The organism is Mucilaginibacter sp. P4_D1 (assembly GCF_056401935.1).
This window is the reverse complement of record NZ_JBFUIJ010000019.1, coordinates 12634-34080: the sequence shown is the minus strand read 5'-3', so window position 1 is coordinate 34080 and position 21447 is coordinate 12634. Positions and strand designations below refer to the sequence as shown.

20 protein-coding genes are annotated in these 21447 nt (G+C 45.3%); 8 read left to right on the top strand and 12 right to left on the bottom strand.

Features of this window, described 5'->3' with window-relative positions; translation table 11 throughout:
• Positions 1-241 precede the first annotated feature (241 nt).
• Both AC1DV1_RS17270 and AC1DV1_RS17265 read right to left on the bottom strand, forming a co-directional pair.
• Positions 242-724 (bottom strand): NADH-quinone oxidoreductase subunit B, encoded by a 483-nt coding sequence (locus tag AC1DV1_RS17270; protein ID WP_477361401.1) that lies wholly within the window; start codon positions 722-724, stop codon positions 242-244.
• On the bottom strand, positions 717-1328 hold the full coding sequence (locus tag AC1DV1_RS17265) for an NADH-quinone oxidoreductase subunit A (RefSeq protein ID WP_477361399.1): 612 nt from the start codon (positions 1326-1328) through the stop codon (positions 717-719). The genes AC1DV1_RS17270 and AC1DV1_RS17265 overlap by 8 nt, the downstream gene beginning before the upstream one ends.
• Here AC1DV1_RS17265 and AC1DV1_RS17260 point away from each other — a divergent pair.
• Positions 1327-2541, top strand: a complete 1215-nt coding sequence (locus AC1DV1_RS17260; RefSeq protein WP_477361397.1) for a BaiN/RdsA family NAD(P)/FAD-dependent oxidoreductase — start codon at positions 1327-1329, stop codon at positions 2539-2541. The two genes, AC1DV1_RS17265 and AC1DV1_RS17260, sit on opposite strands and share 2 nt — an antisense overlap.
• Positions 2542-2938: 397 nt before the next feature.
• On the opposite strand, the gene AC1DV1_RS17255 is transcribed toward AC1DV1_RS17260, so the two are convergent.
• On the bottom strand, positions 2939-3820 hold the full coding sequence (locus tag AC1DV1_RS17255; RefSeq protein ID WP_477361395.1) for a glycosyltransferase family protein: 882 nt from the start codon (positions 3818-3820) through the stop codon (positions 2939-2941).
• A gap of 332 nt (positions 3821-4152) precedes the next feature.
• Here AC1DV1_RS17255 and AC1DV1_RS17250 point away from each other — a divergent pair, with 332 nt between their 5' ends.
• Genes AC1DV1_RS17250 through AC1DV1_RS17240 form a run of 3 tightly spaced genes read left to right on the top strand, consistent with a single transcriptional unit; the run spans position 4153 to position 8184 of the window.
• Complete coding sequence (locus tag AC1DV1_RS17250) at positions 4153-4911, top strand: ABC transporter ATP-binding protein (protein WP_477361393.1); 759 nt, start codon at positions 4153-4155, stop codon at positions 4909-4911.
• A 3-nt stretch (positions 4912-4914) separates the two neighbouring features.
• Positions 4915-7473: an ABC transporter permease gene (locus AC1DV1_RS17245; RefSeq protein ID WP_477361391.1), complete on the top strand. Its 2559-nt coding sequence runs from the start codon at positions 4915-4917 to the stop codon at positions 7471-7473.
• Between the two features lie 18 nt (positions 7474-7491).
• The gene (locus AC1DV1_RS17240; RefSeq protein WP_477361389.1) at positions 7492-8184 is read left to right on the top strand and encodes an arylesterase; all 693 of its coding nucleotides are present in this window, start codon (positions 7492-7494) and stop codon (positions 8182-8184) included.
• Between the two features lie 214 nt (positions 8185-8398).
• On the opposite strand, the gene AC1DV1_RS17235 is transcribed toward AC1DV1_RS17240, so the two are convergent.
• Positions 8399-9679, bottom strand: a complete 1281-nt coding sequence (locus AC1DV1_RS17235; protein ID WP_477361387.1) for a serine hydrolase domain-containing protein — start codon at positions 9677-9679, stop codon at positions 8399-8401.
• A gap of 206 nt (positions 9680-9885) precedes the next feature.
• Positions 9886-10743: a hypothetical protein gene (locus tag AC1DV1_RS17230; RefSeq protein ID WP_477361385.1), complete on the bottom strand. Its 858-nt coding sequence runs from the start codon at positions 10741-10743 to the stop codon at positions 9886-9888.
• 787 nt (positions 10744-11530) lie between these two features.
• Here AC1DV1_RS17230 and AC1DV1_RS17225 point away from each other — a divergent pair.
• Together AC1DV1_RS17225 and AC1DV1_RS17220 are read left to right on the top strand one after the other, a co-directional pair.
• Complete coding sequence (locus AC1DV1_RS17225) at positions 11531-12838, top strand: PQQ-dependent sugar dehydrogenase (protein ID WP_477361383.1); 1308 nt, start codon at positions 11531-11533, stop codon at positions 12836-12838.
• Positions 12839-12840: 2 nt separating this feature from the next.
• Positions 12841-13293 (top strand): c-type cytochrome, encoded by a 453-nt coding sequence (locus AC1DV1_RS17220; RefSeq protein ID WP_477361381.1) that lies wholly within the window; start codon positions 12841-12843, stop codon positions 13291-13293.
• A gap of 145 nt (positions 13294-13438) precedes the next feature.
• Here AC1DV1_RS17220 and AC1DV1_RS17215 read toward each other — a convergent pair whose 3' ends face one another.
• The 6 genes from AC1DV1_RS17215 to AC1DV1_RS17190 form a co-directional block, all read right to left on the bottom strand.
• On the bottom strand, positions 13439-13960 hold the full coding sequence (locus AC1DV1_RS17215) for a tetratricopeptide repeat protein (RefSeq protein ID WP_090653004.1): 522 nt from the start codon (positions 13958-13960) through the stop codon (positions 13439-13441).
• A gap of 618 nt (positions 13961-14578) precedes the next feature.
• Positions 14579-14827, bottom strand: a complete 249-nt coding sequence (locus AC1DV1_RS17210; RefSeq protein ID WP_477361379.1) for a hypothetical protein — start codon at positions 14825-14827, stop codon at positions 14579-14581.
• Between the two features lie 34 nt (positions 14828-14861).
• Complete coding sequence (locus tag AC1DV1_RS17205) at positions 14862-15611, bottom strand: ABC transporter ATP-binding protein (RefSeq protein ID WP_477361377.1); 750 nt, start codon at positions 15609-15611, stop codon at positions 14862-14864.
• The gene (locus AC1DV1_RS17200; RefSeq protein ID WP_477361375.1) at positions 15608-16477 is read right to left on the bottom strand and encodes an ABC transporter permease; all 870 of its coding nucleotides are present in this window, start codon (positions 16475-16477) and stop codon (positions 15608-15610) included. Before AC1DV1_RS17200 ends, AC1DV1_RS17205 begins: the two co-directional genes overlap by 4 nt.
• Positions 16478-16533: 56 nt before the next feature.
• Positions 16534-17508 carry an ABC transporter substrate-binding protein gene (locus AC1DV1_RS17195; RefSeq protein ID WP_477361373.1) on the bottom strand — a complete coding sequence of 325 codons (975 nt, stop codon included), beginning with the start codon at positions 17506-17508 and terminating at the stop codon, positions 16534-16536.
• 394 nt (positions 17509-17902) lie between these two features.
• Positions 17903-18364: an NUDIX hydrolase gene (locus tag AC1DV1_RS17190; protein WP_477361370.1), complete on the bottom strand. Its 462-nt coding sequence runs from the start codon at positions 18362-18364 to the stop codon at positions 17903-17905.
• A 118-nt stretch (positions 18365-18482) separates the two neighbouring features.
• Here AC1DV1_RS17190 and AC1DV1_RS17185 point away from each other — a divergent pair, with 118 nt between their 5' ends.
• Positions 18483-18980 carry an SRPBCC family protein gene (locus AC1DV1_RS17185; protein WP_477361368.1) on the top strand — a complete coding sequence of 166 codons (498 nt, stop codon included), beginning with the start codon at positions 18483-18485 and terminating at the stop codon, positions 18978-18980.
• A 535-nt stretch (positions 18981-19515) separates the two neighbouring features.
• Entirely contained in the window at positions 19516-20100 is a 585-nt protein-coding gene (locus tag AC1DV1_RS17180) for a riboflavin synthase (protein ID WP_477361366.1), read from the top strand.
• Between the two features lie 173 nt (positions 20101-20273).
• Here the strand turns inward: AC1DV1_RS17180 and AC1DV1_RS17175 are convergent, their stop codons facing one another.
• Positions 20274-21419, bottom strand: a complete 1146-nt coding sequence (locus tag AC1DV1_RS17175; RefSeq protein WP_477361364.1) for a tetratricopeptide repeat protein — start codon at positions 21417-21419, stop codon at positions 20274-20276.
• Positions 21420-21447 lie beyond the last annotated feature (28 nt).

The following is a 21447-nucleotide window of genomic DNA, read 5'->3' as shown; positions in this document are numbered from 1 at the left end:
GCCTAACCAAATAAAATAGGACTTGAGATTCCTTAAAGACTGATAGTTTAGCAATTAATTAAATACTTGAKGAATAAGCGCGTAAAGTATTACGATATCGCTTTTATGTTTATCCTCACCCCAGCGAACATATGATAAAACAAAAATTGTGGCTAACCCATAAACGCCAATAACAATTTTATCCCAAAGGCTCAATGGTTCAAAATAAAATAAAGGTTTTGGTTTTCTTCCGGTCATTTCTTTACGCCCCTATCAACCTCTCCCCTTCAATCTTCTTCTGCAACTCCAAAATGGCGCCAATCAAAGCTTCGGGCCGGGGCGGGCAGCCTTGTACGTATACATCAACGGGGATCACCCTGTCAACTCCCTTTACCACATGGTAGCCGTGCTGCCAGTACGGGCCGCCGCAGTTGGAGCATGAGCCCATGCTGATCACGTATTTAGGTTCGGGCATTTGCTCGTACAGGCGCTTGATGCGTTCGGCCATTTTAAAGGTAACCGTACCTGCTATAATGATCACATCTGCCTGGCGGGCTGATGGGCGGGGGAATACTCCAAAACGGTCAAGATCATACGTAGAAGCCATGGAACCCATCATTTCAATAGCGCAGCAGGCTATCCCAAAACTTAGGGGCCACAGGGATGATAAACGCGCCCAGTTAAGCAGGTCGTTCATTTTGGTGATCACTACACCGCCGTCTTCGCTGGCTATATCGCTACTCATTTGTGGGCTTTTTAAAGGTGGGTTTAAACATGGGCTTGCGTACCGCGGCGGCCTCCGCAGGTGCTTCGGCAGCAACAGGCTCCGGTGCAACCGGTTCGTTGGGCATGCTAAATGGTTTTACTACAAACTTGCCCTGCTCCAGGTTCAATTGTTGGTAAAACGACAGCGGGATGTTTACATCGGTTGTGGGTACGGTTGGCTTGGCTTTTATCCATTCCAAATCGCCTTTGGCCCACACGTACACCAGGCCTAATATCAGGATGCCTAAAAAGATAAACATTTCGGCCAGCGAGAACCATCCCCAGCGATTATCGGCAGCAATCAGCTCGTGGTTGCCAAAAACGGTAGCCCAGGGGAATACAAACACCATCTCGACATCGAACAATAAAAATATTAAGGCGATAACATAAAAACGCGAATTGAAGGGCAGCCAGGCATTGCCGGTAGGCTCTTCTCCACATTCATAGGAAGTTAGCTTCTCGTAATTGGGATGATTTGGCGCCAGTAAACGGTTAATAAAAAATATCACGCACACCATTATTATCCCGGTGATAAGAAAGATGAGTATCTTTCCAAATTCTGATATTTGCGAAACCTCGGTCATGACAACAAAATTAACAAAACAAACAGATTTTGACGCAATAATTATTGGCGGCGGCGCCTGCGGCCTCATGTGCGCGGTGCAAGCCGGCTTTTTGGGCAAGCGTACCCTGGTGTTGGAAAAGGCTGACCGTGTAGGTGCCAAGATACTGATAAGTGGAGGCGGCCGCTGTAATTACACTAACCTGTACGCTACCGACCAGCAATTTATATCGCAAAATCCACATTTTTGTAAATCAGCCTTTTCGCAATGGACGGTGGACGATACCATCAGTTTTTTTGAAACCTACGGCATTACAGGCAAAGAAAAAACCTTGGGCCAGCTATTCCCCGAAAGTGATAAGGCTAAAGATATTGTAGAAGTATTCACCAATCTATGTGCCGATATGGAACAGGATATCTGGTGCAACGCCGAGGTAAAAATGGTCGAAAAAACAGGTGATGGTTTTACCGTTCGGGTTGAGGTTAATGGCAAACAGGAATTTATAAGCGCGCCAAGTGTGGTTATAGCAGCCGGCGGATTACCCATCCCCAAAATGGGCGCTACCGATTTTGGATTGCGTACTGCCCGCCAATTCGATTTAAAAATAGCCGATACCGCCCCCGCCCTGGTACCGCTTACCATTACCGGCAAAGATCAGCCCTGGTTTGAGCAACTGAGCGGCAACAGCATTTTTTGCCGCGTTTGGAACGACAGGATCAGCTTTGAAGAAAACATATTGTTTACCCACTGGGGATTGAGCGGCCCGGCCATATTGCAGATCTCATCCTACTGGAAACCTGGCGAAACCATCAACATCGACCTGCTCCCCAACCAAAACATTGCCGACCTGGTTCAGCAGGAAAAAGAAACCAACGGCAAAAAAATGCTGCTGGCCTACCTGGCCGGCCTGTACACCCGCAAATTTGCCGAGGCATTGAGCGACAGGCTGCCGGTAGAGAAAAACCTGGCATCGCTCACCAAAACCGAGATTGAAGATATTAGCCTGCTGATACACGAGTTTAAAGTAAAACCCGCCGGCGATAAAGGCTATGATAAAGCCGAAGTAATGCGCGGCGGCGTATCCACCGACGAGCTATCGTCCAAAACCCTTGAAGCTAAAAAAATCCCCGGCCTGTTCTTCGGCGGCGAATGTGTAGATGTAACCGGCTGGCTTGGCGGCTACAACTTTCAATGGGCCTGGGCCAGCGGGTTTGTGATTGCGCAGAATCTGTAGCTCTTTTTTTTATTCCCTCCCGGCGTGCTACTGTGTGTACACATCTTTAAAACAAAAGAAAATGTCATTTCGAACGAGGTACGAGGAGAAATCCTATACCACATGCATTCAACCATGCAAATTTGCAAGCATGACGTATAGGATTTCTCCTCACGCCAACGCTCAATGCCCGCCCCGGTTCGTTCGAAATGACATTTTTCTATTTATTGATAAGTTTCCAAAACTTGTGTACACACAGTAGCACCCGCGATAGGGGTGCGGTTGAATTGCGCGCAAAGGCAGGGAGGGGTTTATACAAGCGACGAGTAAAAAAGCGGCTTGAACGCCTGACGAGACCCCTACCTCCTCCTTCCCCAAGGAAGGAATCGCGCAGGCCTCCGCTCTTTAAGGGTTCCTTCTACCTTTCCACTATCTCGTAATTCCTATACTCCCCTATCCGCCAGCCGGTATACTTCTCTACAAACTGCAAAAACTTACGTCTAAAAGTCATCGCTTTGCGCAGTTCTTTGGTGCTGAAGTCGATATTCCAGTTGGTGGCGGCAATGCGTTTTTGTATGGGTGCGGGATGCGTGTTGGTAAAGCGGACAAGCTTATCGGCGTTGCTGTAATCAAACTCAAAAGTTTCGGGCAGGTTTTGCTCCATCCAGGCATCGTCGTGGTAAAACTTGTTGAAGTTGCGGATCTTGTTATTTAATCCCTGCGGGGGTTTGGCCCAGCCGTAGTGGTAAATGTACGCGTCAATCAGCTTTACTTTAATCTTCCGGTCGTTAAAGCGGAAACCCTGCGCATCGCGGTAGGCATGTATGCCTTTAATGTTTTTTACCAGGCGAATCTCGCGGCGGTACCACCTGCGCGAATCGCCGTAGTAATCATAGGAGCCGTAAAAGTGAAGGTATTTAAACAGCAGGCCCTCGATGTTGGGTTTGTTAAGCGCAGCCTCCATCTCCTTTTTGATAAGGGGATGGTACTTTTCATGCACCGCCTCATCGCCCTGGATGTAAAATGCCCAGTCGCTATCCGGCGATATGGCCGCGAAGGCCTTATCCGTCTCCACCGCGAACACCCGGCCGCCATCTTTCAGCGAATCATCCCAAACAGTATCGATGATCTTGATTTTTGGCGATCCGATGGCCTCGATCAGTTGGCGTGTGCCATCATCAGAGTTGCCGGCGGCAACGATAAACTCATCGCAAAGGGGCAAAATGGAGTTGATAGCCTCCACAATTGGATAATCGTTTTTAACCGCGTTTCTGATAAAGGTAAATCCGGATACTTTCATTAGGGGCAAAGGTATTTAAAATGTGATTGGTGTTCAAAAAAGCTTTGCAATGCCATAGGTAAAGAACCGTTGACATGCCGGGTGAAGACTCATCCGAAGATCATCACCGAGTTAGCTCACCCTCTTTATTCAACTTGCCTGACAGGATAGCTGTGCGTTATGAATCGGATTATTTTAAACAGGAAATTGTAAAATCGTTATATAAGCCGACTCTAACCGTCGAACTCAATACTCAACACTCACTACTTCACACTGACTACTCACCACTTAAGCCACAGCTATGTCATTAAATCAAAAAACACTGCAGCTTATAGCTATAAACTGGCTATTTCATGGATATTTATGCAAACCGATGCGGTAACAAATTGGTTGGTAAATCATCAAAGCATAAAAATTATCCGTTGGAAACTATCCTTAATATTCAAGATCTCAGTAAAACATACCAAAGCGCCGGGCGTACGCTCACCGTGCTTGATAATATCAACTTCGCCATCACTGAAGGCTCTACCAATGCTATTGTCGGGCCATCGGGCAGCGGCAAAACTACCCTGCTGGGGCTATGTGCCGGGCTGGATAGATCAAGCACCGGATCGGTGGAGTTAAATGGCATCAACCTGGGCAATTTAACCGAAGACCAGCGCGCGCAGGTGCGTAACCAATATGTGGGTTTTATTTTCCAAAACTTTCAATTGCTGCCAACACTTACCGCTTTAGAGAATGTGATGGTGCCGCTGGAGTTACGAAACGAAAAAAATATTAAAGCACGTGCACTGGATTTGCTGGACAAAGTTGGCCTTGCCGACCGCGGGCATCACTATCCATCGCAGCTATCAGGTGGCGAGCAGCAACGGGTATCGCTGGCCCGCGCGTTTTCAAACGCGCCCAAGATCCTTTTTGCCGACGAGCCAACCGGAAACCTTGATGCCGAAACCAGCGAAAAGGTGATTAAACTCATCTTCGACCTGAACAAAGAGGCCGGTACTACTCTGGTTGTAGTAACCCACGACCTTGACCTTGCGGCCAAAACACAACGCATCATCAGGATAAAAGGCGGCAAGCTGGTATCCGACGAAAAAACAATTAACGGGTAAGTTATGGACACCAATCCGGTTAATTATAAACGAAAAACAAACGTTGCCTGGCTATTTAACATGGCCTTGCGCGATAGCAGGAAAAACCGGTCGAGGTTGTTCCTGTTCATATCGGCCATTATATTTGGTATTGCCGCGCTGGTGGCTATCTACTCGTTCAGGTACAATGTGCAAAACGATGTAAATGGCCAGGCCGCAACTCTCATTGGTGCCGATTTGCTGATATCGGGCAATAAGCCTGCGGATGTTAAACTGAAGAAGATGCTCGACTCGCTGGGCGATAAAAGATCAACCGAGCGGAGTTTTGCATCGATGGCCTATTTTCCCAAAAGCAAAGGCACCAGGCTGGTACAGATCAGGGCTTTGCAGGGCGATTACCCTTACTACGGCGCTATAGAAACCACGCCCGAGATTGCCGGCACCTCTTTTAAGCAAGGCCAAACAGCGCTGGTTGATAAAACGCTGATGCTGCAATTTGGCGCAAAGGTTGGCGACTCGGTGCGCATAGGCACCGAACATTTCCTGATAGCAGGCGCGTTAGATAAAGCCCCCGGGCAAAGTGGTGCCATGGCGGGGATAGCCCCGGTGGTGTACATCCCGATGCGATACCTGGAGCAAACCGGCCTCATGAAAACAGGCAGCCGCGTAAATTATACCTTTTACTACAAGTACGACCATAAAGTTGATATGGAAAAGCTAACCAAAAAGCTGGACCCCATATTGGATAAAAATGGCATGAACTACGACACCATTGAAACCCGCAAGGAAAACACCGGCAGGGCATTTGGCGACCTGGGCCGTTTTTTATCGCTGGTTGGTTTTATAGCCTTGTTGTTGGGCTGCGTGGGTGTAGCCAGCGCTATTCATATTTATGTACGCGAAAAGATAGCCTCGATAGCCATTATGCGCTGTTTGGGTGTTAAAGCATCCGAGGCATTTTTAATTTACCTGATCCAGATAGTTGGCATCGGGCTGATAGGCTCCATAGCGGGCGCGGCTTTGGGTACGGCCATACAGCATTTGCTGCCCTTGGTTTTTAAAGACTTTTTGCCCTTCACTATTTCTGTCGAGATATCGTGGCTGGCTATTGGTCAGGGTATTTTATTGGGGGTAATTATATCAATATTGTTTGCTTTACTGCCGCTGATATCGGTGCGTAATATATCACCACTAAATACGCTGCGCATGTCATTTGACGAGGCAGGCCGCAAACGCGACCCTTTAAGCTGGCTGGTTTATTTACTCATCATCGTGTTTGTTTTAGGCTTTACCTATTTGCAATTAGATAGCTGGATAGGCAGTATCTTTTTCACCATCGGTATTTTAGTGGCCTTTATGATATTGGCCGCCGTGGCCTGGTTGCTGATGCGCGTGATGAAACTGCTTATCAACAGCGGCTGGAGCTATTTATGGCGACAGGGCTTTGCCAATTTATACCGGCCAAACAACCAAACTTTAATCCTGATGGTTTCCATCGGGCTAAGTACGGCCTTTATTTGTACGTTGTTTTTTATCCAGAGCATCCTCATCAGCCAGGTGAATTTATCAAGCAGCGGCAATCAATCCAATATGATTTTGTTTGATATCCAAAAAAGCCAGAAGGATGCCGTAGCCGATGTAACCCGCAAAAATGGGTTGCCGGTTTTGCAACAGGTGCCCATAGTAACCGTGAGGTTAGAGCAGATAAACGGCAAAACCGCGGCCGACGTAATTAAAGATACCACCATCAAAATCCCGCATGGCGTATTTGCCTGGGAATATAGGGTAACATTCAGGGATACATTATCCTCATCAGAAAAACTGCTGGATGGCAAATGGATAGGCAAGGCCGAAGCCGGGAAAGACATCCCGGTATCGGTAGAAGAAAACCTGCAAAAACGCGCGCACCTTAAAATTGGCGATAAGCTGGTATTTAACGTTCAGGGGGTACCAATGCCTGCGTATGTAGCCAGTGTGCGTAAAGTTAACTGGGGCAAAGTGCAAACCAATTTCCAGGTGGTATTCCCTACCGGGGTACTGGAAGATGCTCCGCAATTCCAGGTGCTGATGACGCATGTGCCCTCAAGCAAGGTATCGGCGGCATTTCAGCAGGCTGTGGTAAGGCAATTCCCCAACATATCCATTATCGATTTGGGTTTGGTATTAAGTATTTTGGATGAATTGTTAAGCAAAATCAGTTATGTGATCCGTTTTATGAGCGCGTTCAGCATCATTACGGGTATAGTGGTACTCATTGCCTCGGTACGCATCAGCAAGTACCAGCGCATACAGGAAAGCGTTTTATTACGCACATTGGGGGCCAGCCGCAAACAGATATTAGCTATAACAGCGTTGGAATACCTGTTTTTAGGCAGTTTATCGGCATTAACAGGGATTTTAATAGCCGTGGCAGGTACATGGTTTTTAGCAAAATATAGTTTCGAGATCCCTTATTCGGTTAGCTTTGTGCCTGCGTTGATTTTATTTTTCATCATCGCTTTGCTAACCGTAATTATTGGCTTGTTAAACAGCCGGGGCGTGTTGAACAAACCGCCTTTAGAGATATTAAGAACAAACGCTTAACCGCGTTGTATTAGTTTTATGAACAAAGTAAAGATCTTTTTTATGCTTGCGGCCACATTTGCTTTGGCAAGTTGCGGCGGTGGCGATAAATCAAACTCCAATACATCAGCACCGGCAGATACTGCCGCGAAGTCTGCTGCATCGGCACAAGTGCAAACTATTTTATTTTTTGGCGATAGCTTAACTGCGGGCTATGGGTTGGATGACCCGGCAGATGCCTTCCCCGGTGTTATCGCAAAAAAAATAGATTCGTTAAAACTGCCGTATAAAGTGATTAACGCCGGGGTAAGCGGCGAAACATCTGCAGGTGGTAACGGGCGGATAGATTGGACCTTGAAACAAAAGGTTGATATATTTATACTTGAATTAGGAGCAAATGACGGCCTGCGCGGCATATCGCCTACCGAAACTACCAAAAATCTGCAATCTATTATTGATAAGGTAAGGGCAAAATACCCGGCGGCCAAACTGGTAATGCTGGGCATGCAGGTACCGCCAAATATGGGCGCCGATTATGTAAACAAGTTTAAGGCGGTGTTCCCCACATTGGCCACTAAAAATAAAATGGCGCTGGTGCCATTCCTGTTACAAGGCGTAGGCGGCCACCCCGACCTTAACCAGGGCGATGGCATCCATCCAACCGAAAAAGGCGCTAAAATTGTTGCCGGGAATGTTTGGGAGGTTTTGAAAGGTGAGTTGGATAACGACTAAGGCGACATATTAGTAACAGTACCATTTCGAAAACGACAGAGGGTTGTGCGATTCCTTCCTTGGGGAAGGAGGAGGTAGGGGTTTATGAACCGTTTACGTATAAGTTTCATAATCGCGCGGCGAAACCCCTCCCTGCCTTTGCGCACGACGTCGGCCGCACCCCTCCCGTTGGGAGGGAATAAAAATCTTCCAACAACAATATTTTCAAAAGTGCTCAATCCGTAAGCGCCTGGTAAACCATCGCTCTGAATTTATCCTGGAAGGCGTTGTGTGGCAATGGCCAGTTCTGAACAAATAACAGGCATACCAGATGTTCTTTAGGGTCAACCCAATACAGGGTGCCAAAAAAGCCGCCCCAGGCAAATGAGCCTTCGCTTATGCCCAGCTTTTTTGAACTTATGTCGGTTGTAAGGCCAAAACCCAGGCCAAATTTCTCTTTACCGGGGTTAATGTACAGGTCGCCAATCTGGTTGGTGGTCATTAGTTCAACGGTGTGCCGTGCTAATAAGCGCTGACCGTTATAAACGCCGCCATTCAGCATCATTTGCAAAAAAGTGGCATAATCCTTAATTGTAGATGTTAAACCGGCACCGCCCGCATAATAGGTACCATTAACAGTGGGGTAATCGGCGCTAAGGCCCTCAAAAGTAGATGCATTCCACTTAATAAGATGGTCTTTTTTATCGGGAGTATACACGGCCACCAGCCTGTTTTGCTTGGCTGTGGGGATATAAAAATAGGTATCCTTCATCCCAAGGGGATCAAAAATGCGTTCTTTCATAAACTGGTCTAAGCTTTTGCCCGATAGTTTTTCAACCAGGTAGCCTAAAACATCTATGTTAAGGCCGTAAGTCCAGCGTTCGCCCGGCTGGTGCTCCAACGGTAATGGGCCCAGTTTTTTCATGGCATCGGCCAGTAGTATTTTATCGGTAACAAAGCCGGCCGGAATATGGGCTTTGGCATAAACGGCATTCATCGTAGGCGAGCCGATCTGAGCATAGGCTATGCCCGAAGTATGGGTAAGTAAATCGCGAATGGTAATTTCACGCCTGGCAGGGACAGTGGTATAAGTTGTATCTTTAGGATTGAAGGTATCTATCACCTTTGGATGAGCAAACGCTGGCAGGTATTTGGAGATAGGATCATCCAGCAAAAACTTACCTTCTTCAAAAAGCATCATTACAGCTACACTGGTAATTGCCTTTGTTTGCGACGCGATGCGAAAGATAGCATCGTTATTCATCAACTTTTTTTGTTCAACATCGGCCATGCCGAATGATTTATAATAAATCATTTTGCCGTTACGGGCTATCAACCCTACTGCCCCATTGATATAACCCGAATCGATGGTTTGCTCAATCATGTTATCAATGCGCTGCAAACGTTCGGCAGAAAACTTTTCACTGGCTGGTGTACCAGCCTGTAAACTATTACCCTGCGCAAGGGCATCAGCAGCAAACGCAACAAACAGCAGTAAAGCAACAATCTTTTTCATATCCCGGGGAGAGGTTTATAATTTGGATACAAAGTAGGATTTTTTGCTTAATAAAACGAAATGTGTAGCTAAACAGACTACTACTTTTTATTGGGGCATCGGCTTCATCCGCCGAAACATTGCATAAAAAAAGCCGCCCGCAAAGGCAGCTTTTTCATTTATATATATGGGGAGATGAATTGTATTATCTGGTATCAGCAGAAAGCTTATTGCCTTACACCAAACCCACCGCGGTTTCCGGCAAATTCGCGTCCGCCGCCACGGTTGCCATGGTCCTGGCCACCGCCGTTGCTTCCGCGGTCATGACCGCCACCCTGGTTTTGGTTTCCGTGATTCTGGCCACCGCCATTAGGCTGTCCGCCCCAGTTGCCATGGTTTTGGTTGCCGTGGTCCTGGCCACCATTGTTAGGCTGCCCGCCCCAGTTACCACGATTTTGGTTGCCGCCACCGTGGTTATCATTGTTGTTTGGCCTGCCACCCCAGTTGCCACGGTCGCGGTTGTTATCCGGCCTGCCACCCCAGTTACCACGGTCGCGGTTATTGTCTCTTGCGTTATCCCATCCACGGTTATTGTTTCTGTTATCATGGCCCTGATAAGCATATCCTCCATCATTCCTTCTTTCAAAACGATGGCCCCAGTTACCGCGATCTCCGCGATATCCGCCCCACCTTTGCCTGTACACATCATGGTGCATGTAAGCGCGGTTTCCACGTACCTCGTACCTTACAGCGGTACGCCAGTCATAGTTGCGGTATGCGCCTGGCAAGTAAGCACAAGTTACCCAGTTGCTGCCATTATTATAATAGTAACTGTGGTTTGATATGCTGTAATAAGCTTCTACTTCAGGCAAATAGTAGTAATCATCGCTATCATCGTTATAGTTTACCTGGGCGTAATCGTCATTATAAACCGGTTGCTCTTCAACCACAACAGGCGGAGGGCTTGGTACATAAACACGGTGAGCAGGAACATTAAAACCTACATGTATTGATAATTGAGCGTTTGCTTTATTAGCTATTAACCCACTCATTGCTATTGCTGATACTATGATTAACTTTTTCATTTTGTTAAATTTTATATAGCTATGACCCCCAGCAATGGCAATGGTTTAATCCATTGTTGCTATATATGTTACAACTGGTATAAATCAGTACTTAATTTGTTACCGGTATCGATTGTGAGAAATTTAATTTGGCGGGGATGTGCACGGTAGGTGAAAGTTAATTGGCTACATAACTTTTATACACAATAGGGGAACGCTTAGAGGGGCTAAGCCTATTAGGAGTACATTGTATGGAAGTTACAACCTTTAACAATTACTATTAAGGTAAGAAAGATAATCATTTGCCTCGTCACGATCAATAGCAGTAAATGAAGATCAGCAGTTTAAGAGGCTGTTTAAAACTAAAAAAGGTCCGTTACTACTGCATACCTACCCATGACGTATTGACATTCACATAAACGTTCGCTTGAACGCAGGCTAAGACTCACCCGGCTACGCTACGCCCGACCACCCTCTCTTCACCTGCGGTGGAAAGAGGGTTTTTGTTTTTAATTGTTTGACAATCAAATATTTACTCAACATGTTTCCAAAACCCTCTTTGCGGCGGAGCCGGAGAGGTCGGCCAGCGTAGCGTAGCCGGGTGAGTCGTAGCCGCCATGCGATATACGTCATTCTCCCTTTTTACCCCTCGCTTGGATATGTGCTTCATTCGAGGTATAAACACCAATAAACCATTTTATACAGCAGTTTAAGATTCTCCCAAAAATCCTAATTGTCATACAATTACTACAAATCATATTTCGGGATTCCCTGTATATTTATTTATTTTGATAATCAATCAGAAGCCATGAAAAAAAGAAACATCGTATGGACAATGCTGCCTGTTGCAGCTATTGCCGGCGCTATACTGCTTAACAGTTGCAAAAGCGGCAACCCCGATAATAAAAAAGGTAGCGATACTACCGGCACAACTACAACTGCGACAAATGCCGGGCTTAAGCTTCCGGCTGGTTTCAGCGCAGCCGCAATTGCCGAGAAATTGGGCGGTACCAGGGAAATAGCCATTACGCCACAAAACAACATTTATGTAAAGCTTAACACCATAAAAGATGGCAAAACCATTTTGTATTTAACACAGGATGGTGATAAAGCCACTTTGAAAACAAGCTTTGGCGATTATAAAGGCACCGGCGCCTTTGTAAAAAACGGCTACCTGTATGCATCGTCCGACCTGGAAGTTTTCCGTTATAAATTGAATGACCAGAGTGAAGTAATAAACCCCGATCAGCCAGAAAAAATTGTGACCGGCCTGTTAAGCCGCAATGAGCACGAAGCCAAAGCCATAACGCTTGATAACGATGGCAACCTGTATGTTAACATTGGCGCGTACTCCAACGCCTGCCAGGTAGCCGATAGAAAAAAAGGCTCGCCGGGGCAAAAAGGCTGCCCTATTTTAGATTCGGCAGGTGGCATCTGGCAGTTTAAAGCCGATAAGCTTAACCAGCACTATGGCGATGGCATCCGTTACGCCACCGGTTTACGCAATGTGGTTGGGATGGACTGGAACCAGCAAAATAACCAGCTTTTTGTGATGCAACATGGCCGCGACCAACTTCATGACCTGTTCCCGGAATATTTTACCACCAAGCAATCGGCAGATTTGCCTGCCGAGTGTATGTACGCCATTAAAAAAGGCGATAACGCCGGCTGGCCATATATGTATTACGACTGGCAGCAAAACAAAAAAATATTAATGCCCGAGTACGGAGGTGATGGCAAAAAGGAAGGCGGCGAAACGGCCATAAATCCGGCGGCCGCATTTCCCGGCCACCTGGCGCCCAACGGCTTATTGTTTTACACCGGAAGCCAATTTCCCGAAAAGTATAAAAACGGCGCTTTCATCGCTTTTCATGGTTCGTGGAACCGTGCGCCAGAACCGCAGGCCGGTTATTTTGTAGTTTTTCAGCCGTTTAAAGATGGCAAGCCAAGCGGCGCATACGAGGTATTTGCAGATAATTTTGCAGGAAGTGCCGAAAAAGCTGCCAAAGGTAGTGCCGAGCATCGCCCATGCGGACTGGCGCAGGGACCAGATGGCGCACTTTATGTAACCGACGATAACCAGGGAACCATTTACAAAATCACGTATAAAAAATAATAATGGACTTAAAAAAAGCCCCTTTACTATTACTGCTATCTATTTTTATAACTACAGGCTTGCAGGCACAAGCCAGGAAACACAAAGCCGCGGGCAAACAACCATCGGCTGCACTAAAGGCATCCATGGCAGCCGGGGCCCCAATATTTGCCGAAAACTGTGCCGCATGCCACCAGGCAGATGGTATGGGGATACCCAGCATGAACCCGCCCCTGGCCAAAACCACTTTTGTTTTGGGCGATAAAGCCAGGCTGATTAAAATAATATTGAACGGTTTTAGCGACGATGTAGATATCAATGGCCAGCGCTACTCTAACACCATGGCAGCTCATGACTTTTTAAAAGACCAGGAAATTGCCGATTTGCTCACCTACATCAGAAATAGCTTTGGCAACAAAGCATCGGCAGTAAGCGCGGCGCAGGTTAAGGCAATAAGGGCAGCCAATATGAAATAGAAAGCCTCACCCCAGCCCTCTCCAAAGGAGAGGGAGCAGAAGTTTATAAACATAAAAACCGGCTTTTGGCCGGTTTTTATGTTTACGTGATTTCCATACTGCAAATCAAAAGCCCTCTCCTTTGGAGAGGGTTGGGTGAGGCCTCTTACTCCGTTATCTGGTAAGTATAAGCCAGCGTATGCTTCATTTTTGAGCGGATGCGTTTGATGCTTTGCTCAATATCAATTTTGTCGTTATGGTCGGTTACTTCCATAAAGGCTTTTTGATAGTTAATTAAAGCTTTTGTCCAGTCTTTGCTTTTTTCGTGGAACAAGCCAAGCAGGCTGTAAACTTCGGCGGTATCAACTCCGGGCGTATTCAGGGCTTTAACAGATACGTTGTTTACCAGTTTTTCCATATTCAAAAACACAAGCAAATCAAGATAATGTGTATAGTTATCCGGAAATGAAGGTTCCAGTTCCATACAGGTTTTAAAATGGTAACCCGCCGTTTGGTAATCTTTAACTTCGTAATAGTATAACATACCCAGTTGGTGGTGGGCACGCGCGTATAAAGGATCGTTGCTGATAATTTCGTTCAGTAATTTAAGCCCTTTGGTAGTTTTACCATAAGAGAGTTTATCCACGGCCTGCAAATACTTTTCTTCTATAGTATAATAAGTGTCCATAAATTTTGTATTGTATAAAATTGTGCTAAAAATCAGCACTTTTTGTAATTAATAATGATGCGTAATAAAAATGTTTCGGTATTAAAAGTATGGTTACTATACCGGGGTGGAGAAGCGTATGATTGATGCATAACCCTTCTGCTGCAGCGCCATGGGCCACATTATAGTTTTACAGAATGAATTTTTAAACAGCATCATTTATTTTTTTACAAATTTACAATTAATGTAGCAATTTGCAAAATGGGGGATTGGGAGGACAATTTAGGCTAAATCTCTAATAATAACTACTACAACCGTCCGTCGAAAGGCGAACGTGTATACAAATCTTTTGGATCTCATCAATTAATAAAACCAGTTGTCATTTCGAACGAACCAGCGGCGGATTGTGCGAAAGGGGGTGAGGAGAAATCTTGAACGTCCTGCATTCCGATAGCCTGGTTTGGATGCAGGACGTTCAAGATTTCTCTTTCGCGCCCCCTCTATTCCCCCACAAGCTCTATCGAAATGACAATTTTCTTTTATTAAAAAATATGGATAAACGATAGCCTTTTAAGGCACTGCAATGAGCCATTCAAAGCCACGTTTAACTACCCGGCATGACAAATACACTACAGGCAACTACGCAGCAATAGCCGTATTCACTCTGCCGGCTTCAATCATAAAATTGTTTTTCAGTTCCCTTTCAGATACCAGCACGCTAAAATCGTCGTATCTAACGCCGTGATCAAGCGGGTAAAGGGTGTAGCCACGTTTAAGGGCATCATAGGTTCCAAGCTCGAAAATTTCGTCTTGTTGTTTTCCTTTTATTTTTGCGCCGGCTACCAACTGGTAGGCGTCGAATATATTTTCAAAATTATTGTTTTTCATGGTACTAATACCATTACAATTACTTTGCCAGTTTTTAAGCAAACCAATCAAAAAGATCATTTTGTTTTAAGGCGGCCTTTTCATTTTGACTTAAATCATTGATTACCAGCCCCTCCCCCATTTGTATTATTCGTGTGCCATAGTTGTAGGCGTCTTTTAAGTTATGGGTAATCAATATAGCGGTTAGTTTAAAATCGCTAATCAACTTATCTGCAGTACGCATCACTACATCGGCCGAGCGGGGGTCGAGCGCTGCCGTAGGTTCATCAAGCAGCAAAACCTTGCAGCTATCCATCACACTCATTAAAAGCGTAAGGGCCTGCCTTTGCCCACCCGAGAGCGTGCCCATGGATTGCTCAATTTTATTTTCGAGCCCCATGCCCAGGGTGGCAATCTTATCTTTTACTTCGCGCTTAAATTTATCATTAATGCCGATAGATAATCCTTTAGGCCTGGTACGAATAGCTGCCAGGCGGAAATTATCGAGGATGCTGAGGTCTGATGCCGTGCCACTCATGGGGTTTTGAAAAACACGGGCTATCCACTGGCTGCGTTTATAATCGGCTAGTTTGGTTACATCGTTATCATCAATAGTAATGGTGCCGCTATCCGGCATAACGCTGCCAGCAACCAGATTGAGCAGCGTGGTTTTACCCGATCCGTTGGAGCCTACTATCACCAAAAACTCCTGGCTTTTAATTTGGAGCGTGATACCATTAACCGCGTTTACCTGGTTGGCCTTTCCCTTATTAAAAACCTTATGTACATTGTTTATAGCTATCATGAGGCTTTATTGAATGATAAACGGGGAAGACTAACAATTAACAATACGAAAGCGGCGGTAACCAGCTTAAGCAAATTGGCATCAACACCAATGGCCAATACAAAAGCCAATACCAGCTGAAATATCACGGCGCCCGCCAAAACCAGGGCCAAACTAGCCCATACTTTGGTAATACGAAACCAGTTGATGAGCGTTTCGGCAATAATCACCGAACCTAAACCTACAATAACTATCCCGATACCCATACTGATATCCGCGAAACCCTGGAACTGTACGATGAGGTACCCGCTGAGTGCCGTAAGCGCGTTGGCCAGTGCCAGGCCTGTAATTTTCATCCTGTCGGTATTAACACCCAATGCACGGATCATCGATTCGCTGTTGCCGGTAGCCCGCATGGCTATGCCGAAATCTGTTTTGAGCAGGTAGCCAATAAGTAAGGTTATTATTACCACAAAAACCGAGAGCAGTATAAATGTATTCTGGTTAGGATCGGCCACGATGTTTAAAAGCGAGAACAACGAAGCCGTACCTATAAGCGGCACATTGGAGCGGCCCATGATAGTAAGGTTAACGGAGTACAAGGCAGTCATGACCAGGATGCCGGCCAGCAAAGCATTTATTTTTAGCTTGGTATGAATAAGCCCCGTTAAAGCTCCGGCAAGCCCGCCAGCTATAATCACAGTTGGTAAAATAAGGTAGGGTGATAAATGGCGACTTAGCATTACAGCCGTAACAGCACCGCCTAAAGTGTAACTGCCATCGGTGGTGATATCAGGAATATTGAAAATCTTCATAGAGATATAAATTCCCAGCGCAATGGCCGAAAAGCACAATCCCTGCAATAAAGCGGTAAGGTAAAAATCCATATTTTGGAGCTGAAAGCTTAATGCGTAAAGCTGAAAGCTAATTTACAGTAAAGTGATTATTTAACAGCTTCGAAGCTTGATGGTACGGTAATGTTATATTTTTTTGCCGCAGCGGGATTGTATACCCGCTTCCTCACTTTTACCATTTCCCATTTCAGGCCGTCGGTTTTATGTGTTTTTAAGTACTGGGCAGCCTGGGTGCCTGCCTGGTATCCCCATTGGTAAATATCGGCACCAAAAGCGGCTACAGCACCGCGTTGTACCAAACCGGCTTCGCTGGTAAAAATGGGAACATTTTTTTCGTTACAGCTTTTCAGGATGGTTTCAAAAGATGCAAAAACTGTGTTATCGGGGTTGGCAAAAAAGGCATCAATATTTTTACTTAACAGCGACTGCGTAACCAGCTGCGCATCTGCCGAAGTGTTTACCGGCAAGGCTACAATGGTTACGTTCTGCTTTTCGGCCAATGATTTGATCCGGTTAAGCGCATCTGCCGATTGTGGTTCAGCTTGATTATAAATCATCCCGATAACCAATTTAGCCCCTTTAGGCTTCAGCAGTTTGGGGATGATAGAGAACGACGTGTCGATATAATTAAGATCCTCCAAAGCACCAAACAGGTTTACAGGGGCCTCGCCTTTATCATTCAATAGTTTCATCCTTTCGGGTACGGGCGATACCATCGCAAAATCGGGAATGGTTTTGGTGTTTTGCAGGGCTGTTACCGTGGCCAAAGTGGTGCAGGTAGCCAGCAGGTCAACCTTTTCGGAGACAAAGTAATTGGTGATCTGGGTAAGGGTGGGGATATTTCCCTGGGCATTGCGGTACTCTATCTGTACCGTTTTCTTGTCTTCGCTAAAGCCCTCTTTTTTTAAGGCATCGGTAAAGCCGGTGCGGGCCTGGGATATGGTTGCATCTTCAAAAGCATCAACAAAACCAACAACCGGGATATTTACTGCCTTTGGTTTGGGCTTACATGATGTTATGGTAATCAATAATAAAACGGCGGGAATGTATTTGAAAAACTTCATTGTACTAAGTTAAATATTTGAGGCGAAAGGTAAAAGGATAAGGGCAAAAGGTGAAAATTGTTTGACGAAGGGTGAAAACATTGGGTTTGAACGCTGGCTAAGACTCACCCGGCGAGGCTTCGCCCGCCACCCTCTCTTCGGCTTCGCCGGAAAGAGGGACCTTAAAATTTAAGTATAAATAAATTAGACTGTTATAGCCTTTATGACAAATTCAAAAAGGAGGTTGAACAGTTGAATATCTATCTGTAATGCCTGAAAACCACTTTCAAGCCCCTCTTTACACCGCAGGTGAAGAGAGGGTGGCGGGCGCAGCCTCGCCGGGTGAGTCTTAGCCTCCATGCGATAGACGCCATTTAATCCTTCGGAATCCGCCGGTTTTAACGGGCGTGGCGATTTATTTATTCACTACCTGCGCCAACTCCTCCACCAACCCCACCTGCCCCGCATTCATCTTTACCTTCGCCTCGTCAACTGTAAACCACCCTGCCCTATCCACCTCGGGAAACGGCTGCATTTTGCCCGATTTTGGTGGCCATTCTAATTCAAATAAATTGCTCCTAATGTTGGCGGCATCTATATCTCCTTCAATCAACCATGCCAGCACTATTTTGCCGCTCTTTTGTTTGATGGGTTTCAGGGCTATAAATTCTCCATCGATATATTGGCCGGTTTCCTCGTAAAACTCGCGCTTGGCGGCTGCAAGCGGATCTTCATCGCTCTCATATTCGCCTTTCGGGATTGACCACGCGCCATCGTCCTTATTTTTCCAGAACGGGCCGCCCGGATGGACCAGGAAAACCTGTAACACATTGTTCAGTTTACGGTAAAGCAGCACTCCGGCACTTTGCTTGGGCATATTTTTTAAGGGTTTGTAGCTTTCGGCTTTCCGCCTTAAGCTTTCAGTTTTTTATTATACAAGCGTAAAGTAATATTGTTATTTTTATATCCAACTACAACCTAAAATAATTAAACCCATGGCAGACGAAAGATGGAGTAAATTTAAAATTACTGCGGATTTTGACATCGATGTACGCAGCATTTATGAGGCATGGTCCACTTCGGCCGGTCTTGAAAAATGGTTTTTACGCAAGGCCGATTTTTATGCCATTGCAGGCCGCCTGCGCGAACCCGACGAGTTTATCAAAAAAGAAGATACCTATTCCTGGTACTGGCATGGCTATGATGATACCGCCGTAGAGAACGGACAGGTACTTGAAAACAACGGCTCCGATTTGCTAAAGTTCACTTTCTCGGGTGGTAGTATTGTTACCGTTGATATTCAAAGCAAGTATGGATTAACTGTTGTTGAATTAACCCAGGAAAACATTCCCCAGGAAGATGATCCGTCAAAAAACCTTTTTGTACAATGCCAGATAGGCTGGACATTTTACCTGGYCAACCTGAAATCGGTTATCGAAGGCGGCAACGACCTCCGCAATAAGCGGCTGGATGTAGCCAGCAATTTTAAATAAATAGTTGACGACGGATTTTATGATTAACCATTTACAATGATTTGTGGCCTGGTTTAATTTACCCCATAACCACAAGGACGGATCAGCGGCGAACCTGGCAGTTTTAAAGTTTAAAACACCCGATTTTTAAGGCAGCTTTTTCTGAATTTTTTCGAAAAAAATTCCACTTTATTTTTGTGCTAATAAATGTACATTTTGTGTCAGTAAATTGCGCATTTATTGCTGAAAAATGTAAATTAATTGCCTTATTTTTAACTATTTATGCATGAATAAAGGGCTATTTTGATATATAAAAGGAAGCGTGTAAATTTGTATTGTTTACCCGTAAATAAAAGCGGTTTCTATATCGTTTTGCAAACATTACATTGGTGAAATCCTCCTTAATTTTTGCGAATTAGTGGCTGTTAGCTATGGCCCCTGCACTAAACATCATACATCCAAATAAATTCATTTTACACTGACAAACAAACCGCCGTATAATTATAGCTTTGTCAATCAAAAAATTCCCCCTTCAGGGGGTTAGGGGGCTTCGCTTATGTTTACAGGCATTATAGAAACTTTAGGAAAAATAACCGATCTGAAACAGGATCAGGGTAATTTGCATATCACGGTTGCATCGGCCATTGCGCATGAGTTAAAAATCGATCAGTCGGTAGCGCATAACGGCGTTTGCCTAACGGTAGTGGCCGTAGCCGACGGACTGCATGTGGTTACCGCCATTGAAGAAACGCTGAATAAAACCAGCCTGTCGCAACTTAAAATTGGCGAACCGGTAAACCTGGAACGCTGCATGCAAATGAATGCCCGCCTGGATGGCCACATTGTACAGGGCCATGTTGACCAAACCGCCGTTTGTACTGCATTTAAAGAACTTGACGGCAGTTGGGAATATACCTTTGAATATAATGCCGCCACCGGCAATGTAACTGTCGAGAAGGGCTCGATCTGTGTAAATGGCATCAGCCTTACCGTTGTCAATTCGCAGGTCAATAGCTTCTCGGTAGCCATTATCCCCTACACGTTTGAACACACCAACCTGCACAACGTACGCGAAGGCTCAGTAGTGAACCTGGAGTTTGATATTATAGGTAAGTACGTGGCACGGTTGATGAATAGGTAAGTATTAAGTAAAGAAAATGTCATTTCGAAACGAGGTACGAGTGAGAAATCTTATACACCCTGCATCACTATAGCGTGGTTTGATGCACATCGTACAAGATTTCTCCTCCCCCCTGCGCTCAATCCCCTTCCGGTTCGTCGAAATGACATTCGGTTATTTTAATAATGTGACCCCTACCGTGATAACTCTGTAACCCTCGCCATGGCATAACTTACATACTTTTGCTGTTTACCGGTTGGTTTACTGGTCATGAATTTTTTGTAGTACTTAATGGCCATTTTTTTGTTTTTGAGCGATCCATCGTACATCGTAGCCATCAGGTAATAAATTATAGGCTTCTCATCAAATTGAAGGGCTTTTTCATAGGCCGCTATCGCTGCTTTGTATTTTTTCCGTACATCGTAGCTATCGGCCATTTCGGTGTAATAATCACTTATATTGGGCGATATGCCTGCTTCAATAGCCTTGCCCAGGTTTTCAATCGCCATAGGCTGATCTTTGAGTTCTTTATAAGCCAGCGCGGCAATATAATAGCTGGTTTCTGATTGGCTTACTTCCGGGATCCGTTTAAAAGCATCTATACTGCATTCATATTGCTTCAGGTTGTAATAGGCCGATTCCAGTTTAGTCAATACCAAACCATTATCGGCCCCGGCCGCTATCAGTTTCAGACAGGTGTTTTTTACTACATCATATTTCTTTTCGGCGTATGAAAGTTTCAGCAGGCTTTGCAACAGCACAATGTTTTCAGGGTCCTGGCTTATTGCTCCATCCAAAACTTTTTCGGCCTGTGTGTTAAGCTTTAGGGTTACATACATATCGCTTAAGTCCGATGCCACATCGGCATCGGCAGGGTTTAACTTATTGGCTTTTTGCAGGTACATGGTCATCTTATCCAGTTCGTTTTTATCCTGGCTAATTTTTGCCAACTGTTTAAAAACATAAAAATTGGTCGAATCTTTTTGAGCTAATACCTGGTAGTACATTAACGCTTTAACATTATTACCCCGCCTTAAGTTGATAGAACCCAGGCTATAAAGCACCGCCTTACTGGTAGAATCTATAGCATACATGCGTTGGTAATACCCCTCGGCGTCGGGCAGTTTGCCGGCCATTTGCGATGTGTAGGCCAGTTTGCCCAGTATTTTTATATCGGTTACGGGCTCGGGATAGGTTTGCTTTAACAGGTCGGCAGCCTCGGCAAACCGCTGGCTTTGGTAGTAATCTAATAGTAAAGCATCACTTGCAGCGGTGGCCTGCTGGGCAATGGCAGGTTTAATTAAGCACGTCAACAACAGGCAAATTATAATATTCTTCATAGCAACTAACACATTAGTTATTTTAAAC

Coding starts and splice junctions, on each gene's coding strand:
- AC1DV1_RS17270 (WP_477361401.1), bottom strand. CDS start 724: ATGAGTAGCGATATAGCCAGCGAAGACGGCGGTGTAGTGATCACCAAA.
- AC1DV1_RS17260 (WP_477361397.1), top strand. CDS start 1,327: ATGACAACAAAATTAACAAAACAAACAGATTTTGACGCAATAATTATT.
- AC1DV1_RS17265 (WP_477361399.1), bottom strand. CDS start 1,328: ATGACCGAGGTTTCGCAAATATCAGAATTTGGAAAGATACTCATCTTT.
- AC1DV1_RS17255 (WP_477361395.1), bottom strand. CDS start 3,820: ATGAAAGTATCCGGATTTACCTTTATCAGAAACGCGGTTAAAAACGAT.
- AC1DV1_RS17250 (WP_477361393.1), top strand. CDS start 4,153: ATGGATATTTATGCAAACCGATGCGGTAACAAATTGGTTGGTAAATCA.
- AC1DV1_RS17245 (WP_477361391.1), top strand. CDS start 4,915: ATGGACACCAATCCGGTTAATTATAAACGAAAAACAAACGTTGCCTGG.
- AC1DV1_RS17240 (WP_477361389.1), top strand. CDS start 7,492: ATGAACAAAGTAAAGATCTTTTTTATGCTTGCGGCCACATTTGCTTTG.
- AC1DV1_RS17235 (WP_477361387.1), bottom strand. CDS start 9,679: ATGAAAAAGATTGTTGCTTTACTGCTGTTTGTTGCGTTTGCTGCTGAT.
- AC1DV1_RS17230 (WP_477361385.1), bottom strand. CDS start 10,743: ATGAAAAAGTTAATCATAGTATCAGCAATAGCAATGAGTGGGTTAATA.
- AC1DV1_RS17225 (WP_477361383.1), top strand. CDS start 11,531: ATGAAAAAAAGAAACATCGTATGGACAATGCTGCCTGTTGCAGCTATT.
- AC1DV1_RS17220 (WP_477361381.1), top strand. CDS start 12,841: ATGGACTTAAAAAAAGCCCCTTTACTATTACTGCTATCTATTTTTATA.
- AC1DV1_RS17215 (WP_090653004.1), bottom strand. CDS start 13,960: ATGGACACTTATTATACTATAGAAGAAAAGTATTTGCAGGCCGTGGAT.
- AC1DV1_RS17210 (WP_477361379.1), bottom strand. CDS start 14,827: ATGAAAAACAATAATTTTGAAAATATATTCGACGCCTACCAGTTGGTA.
- AC1DV1_RS17205 (WP_477361377.1), bottom strand. CDS start 15,611: ATGATAGCTATAAACAATGTACATAAGGTTTTTAATAAGGGAAAGGCC.
- AC1DV1_RS17200 (WP_477361375.1), bottom strand. CDS start 16,477: ATGGATTTTTACCTTACCGCTTTATTGCAGGGATTGTGCTTTTCGGCC.
- AC1DV1_RS17195 (WP_477361373.1), bottom strand. CDS start 17,508: ATGAAGTTTTTCAAATACATTCCCGCCGTTTTATTATTGATTACCATA.
- AC1DV1_RS17190 (WP_477361370.1), bottom strand. CDS start 18,364: ATGCCCAAGCAAAGTGCCGGAGTGCTGCTTTACCGTAAACTGAACAAT.
- AC1DV1_RS17180 (WP_477361366.1), top strand. CDS start 19,516: ATGTTTACAGGCATTATAGAAACTTTAGGAAAAATAACCGATCTGAAA.
- AC1DV1_RS17175 (WP_477361364.1), bottom strand. CDS start 21,419: ATGAAGAATATTATAATTTGCCTGTTGTTGACGTGCTTAATTAAACCT.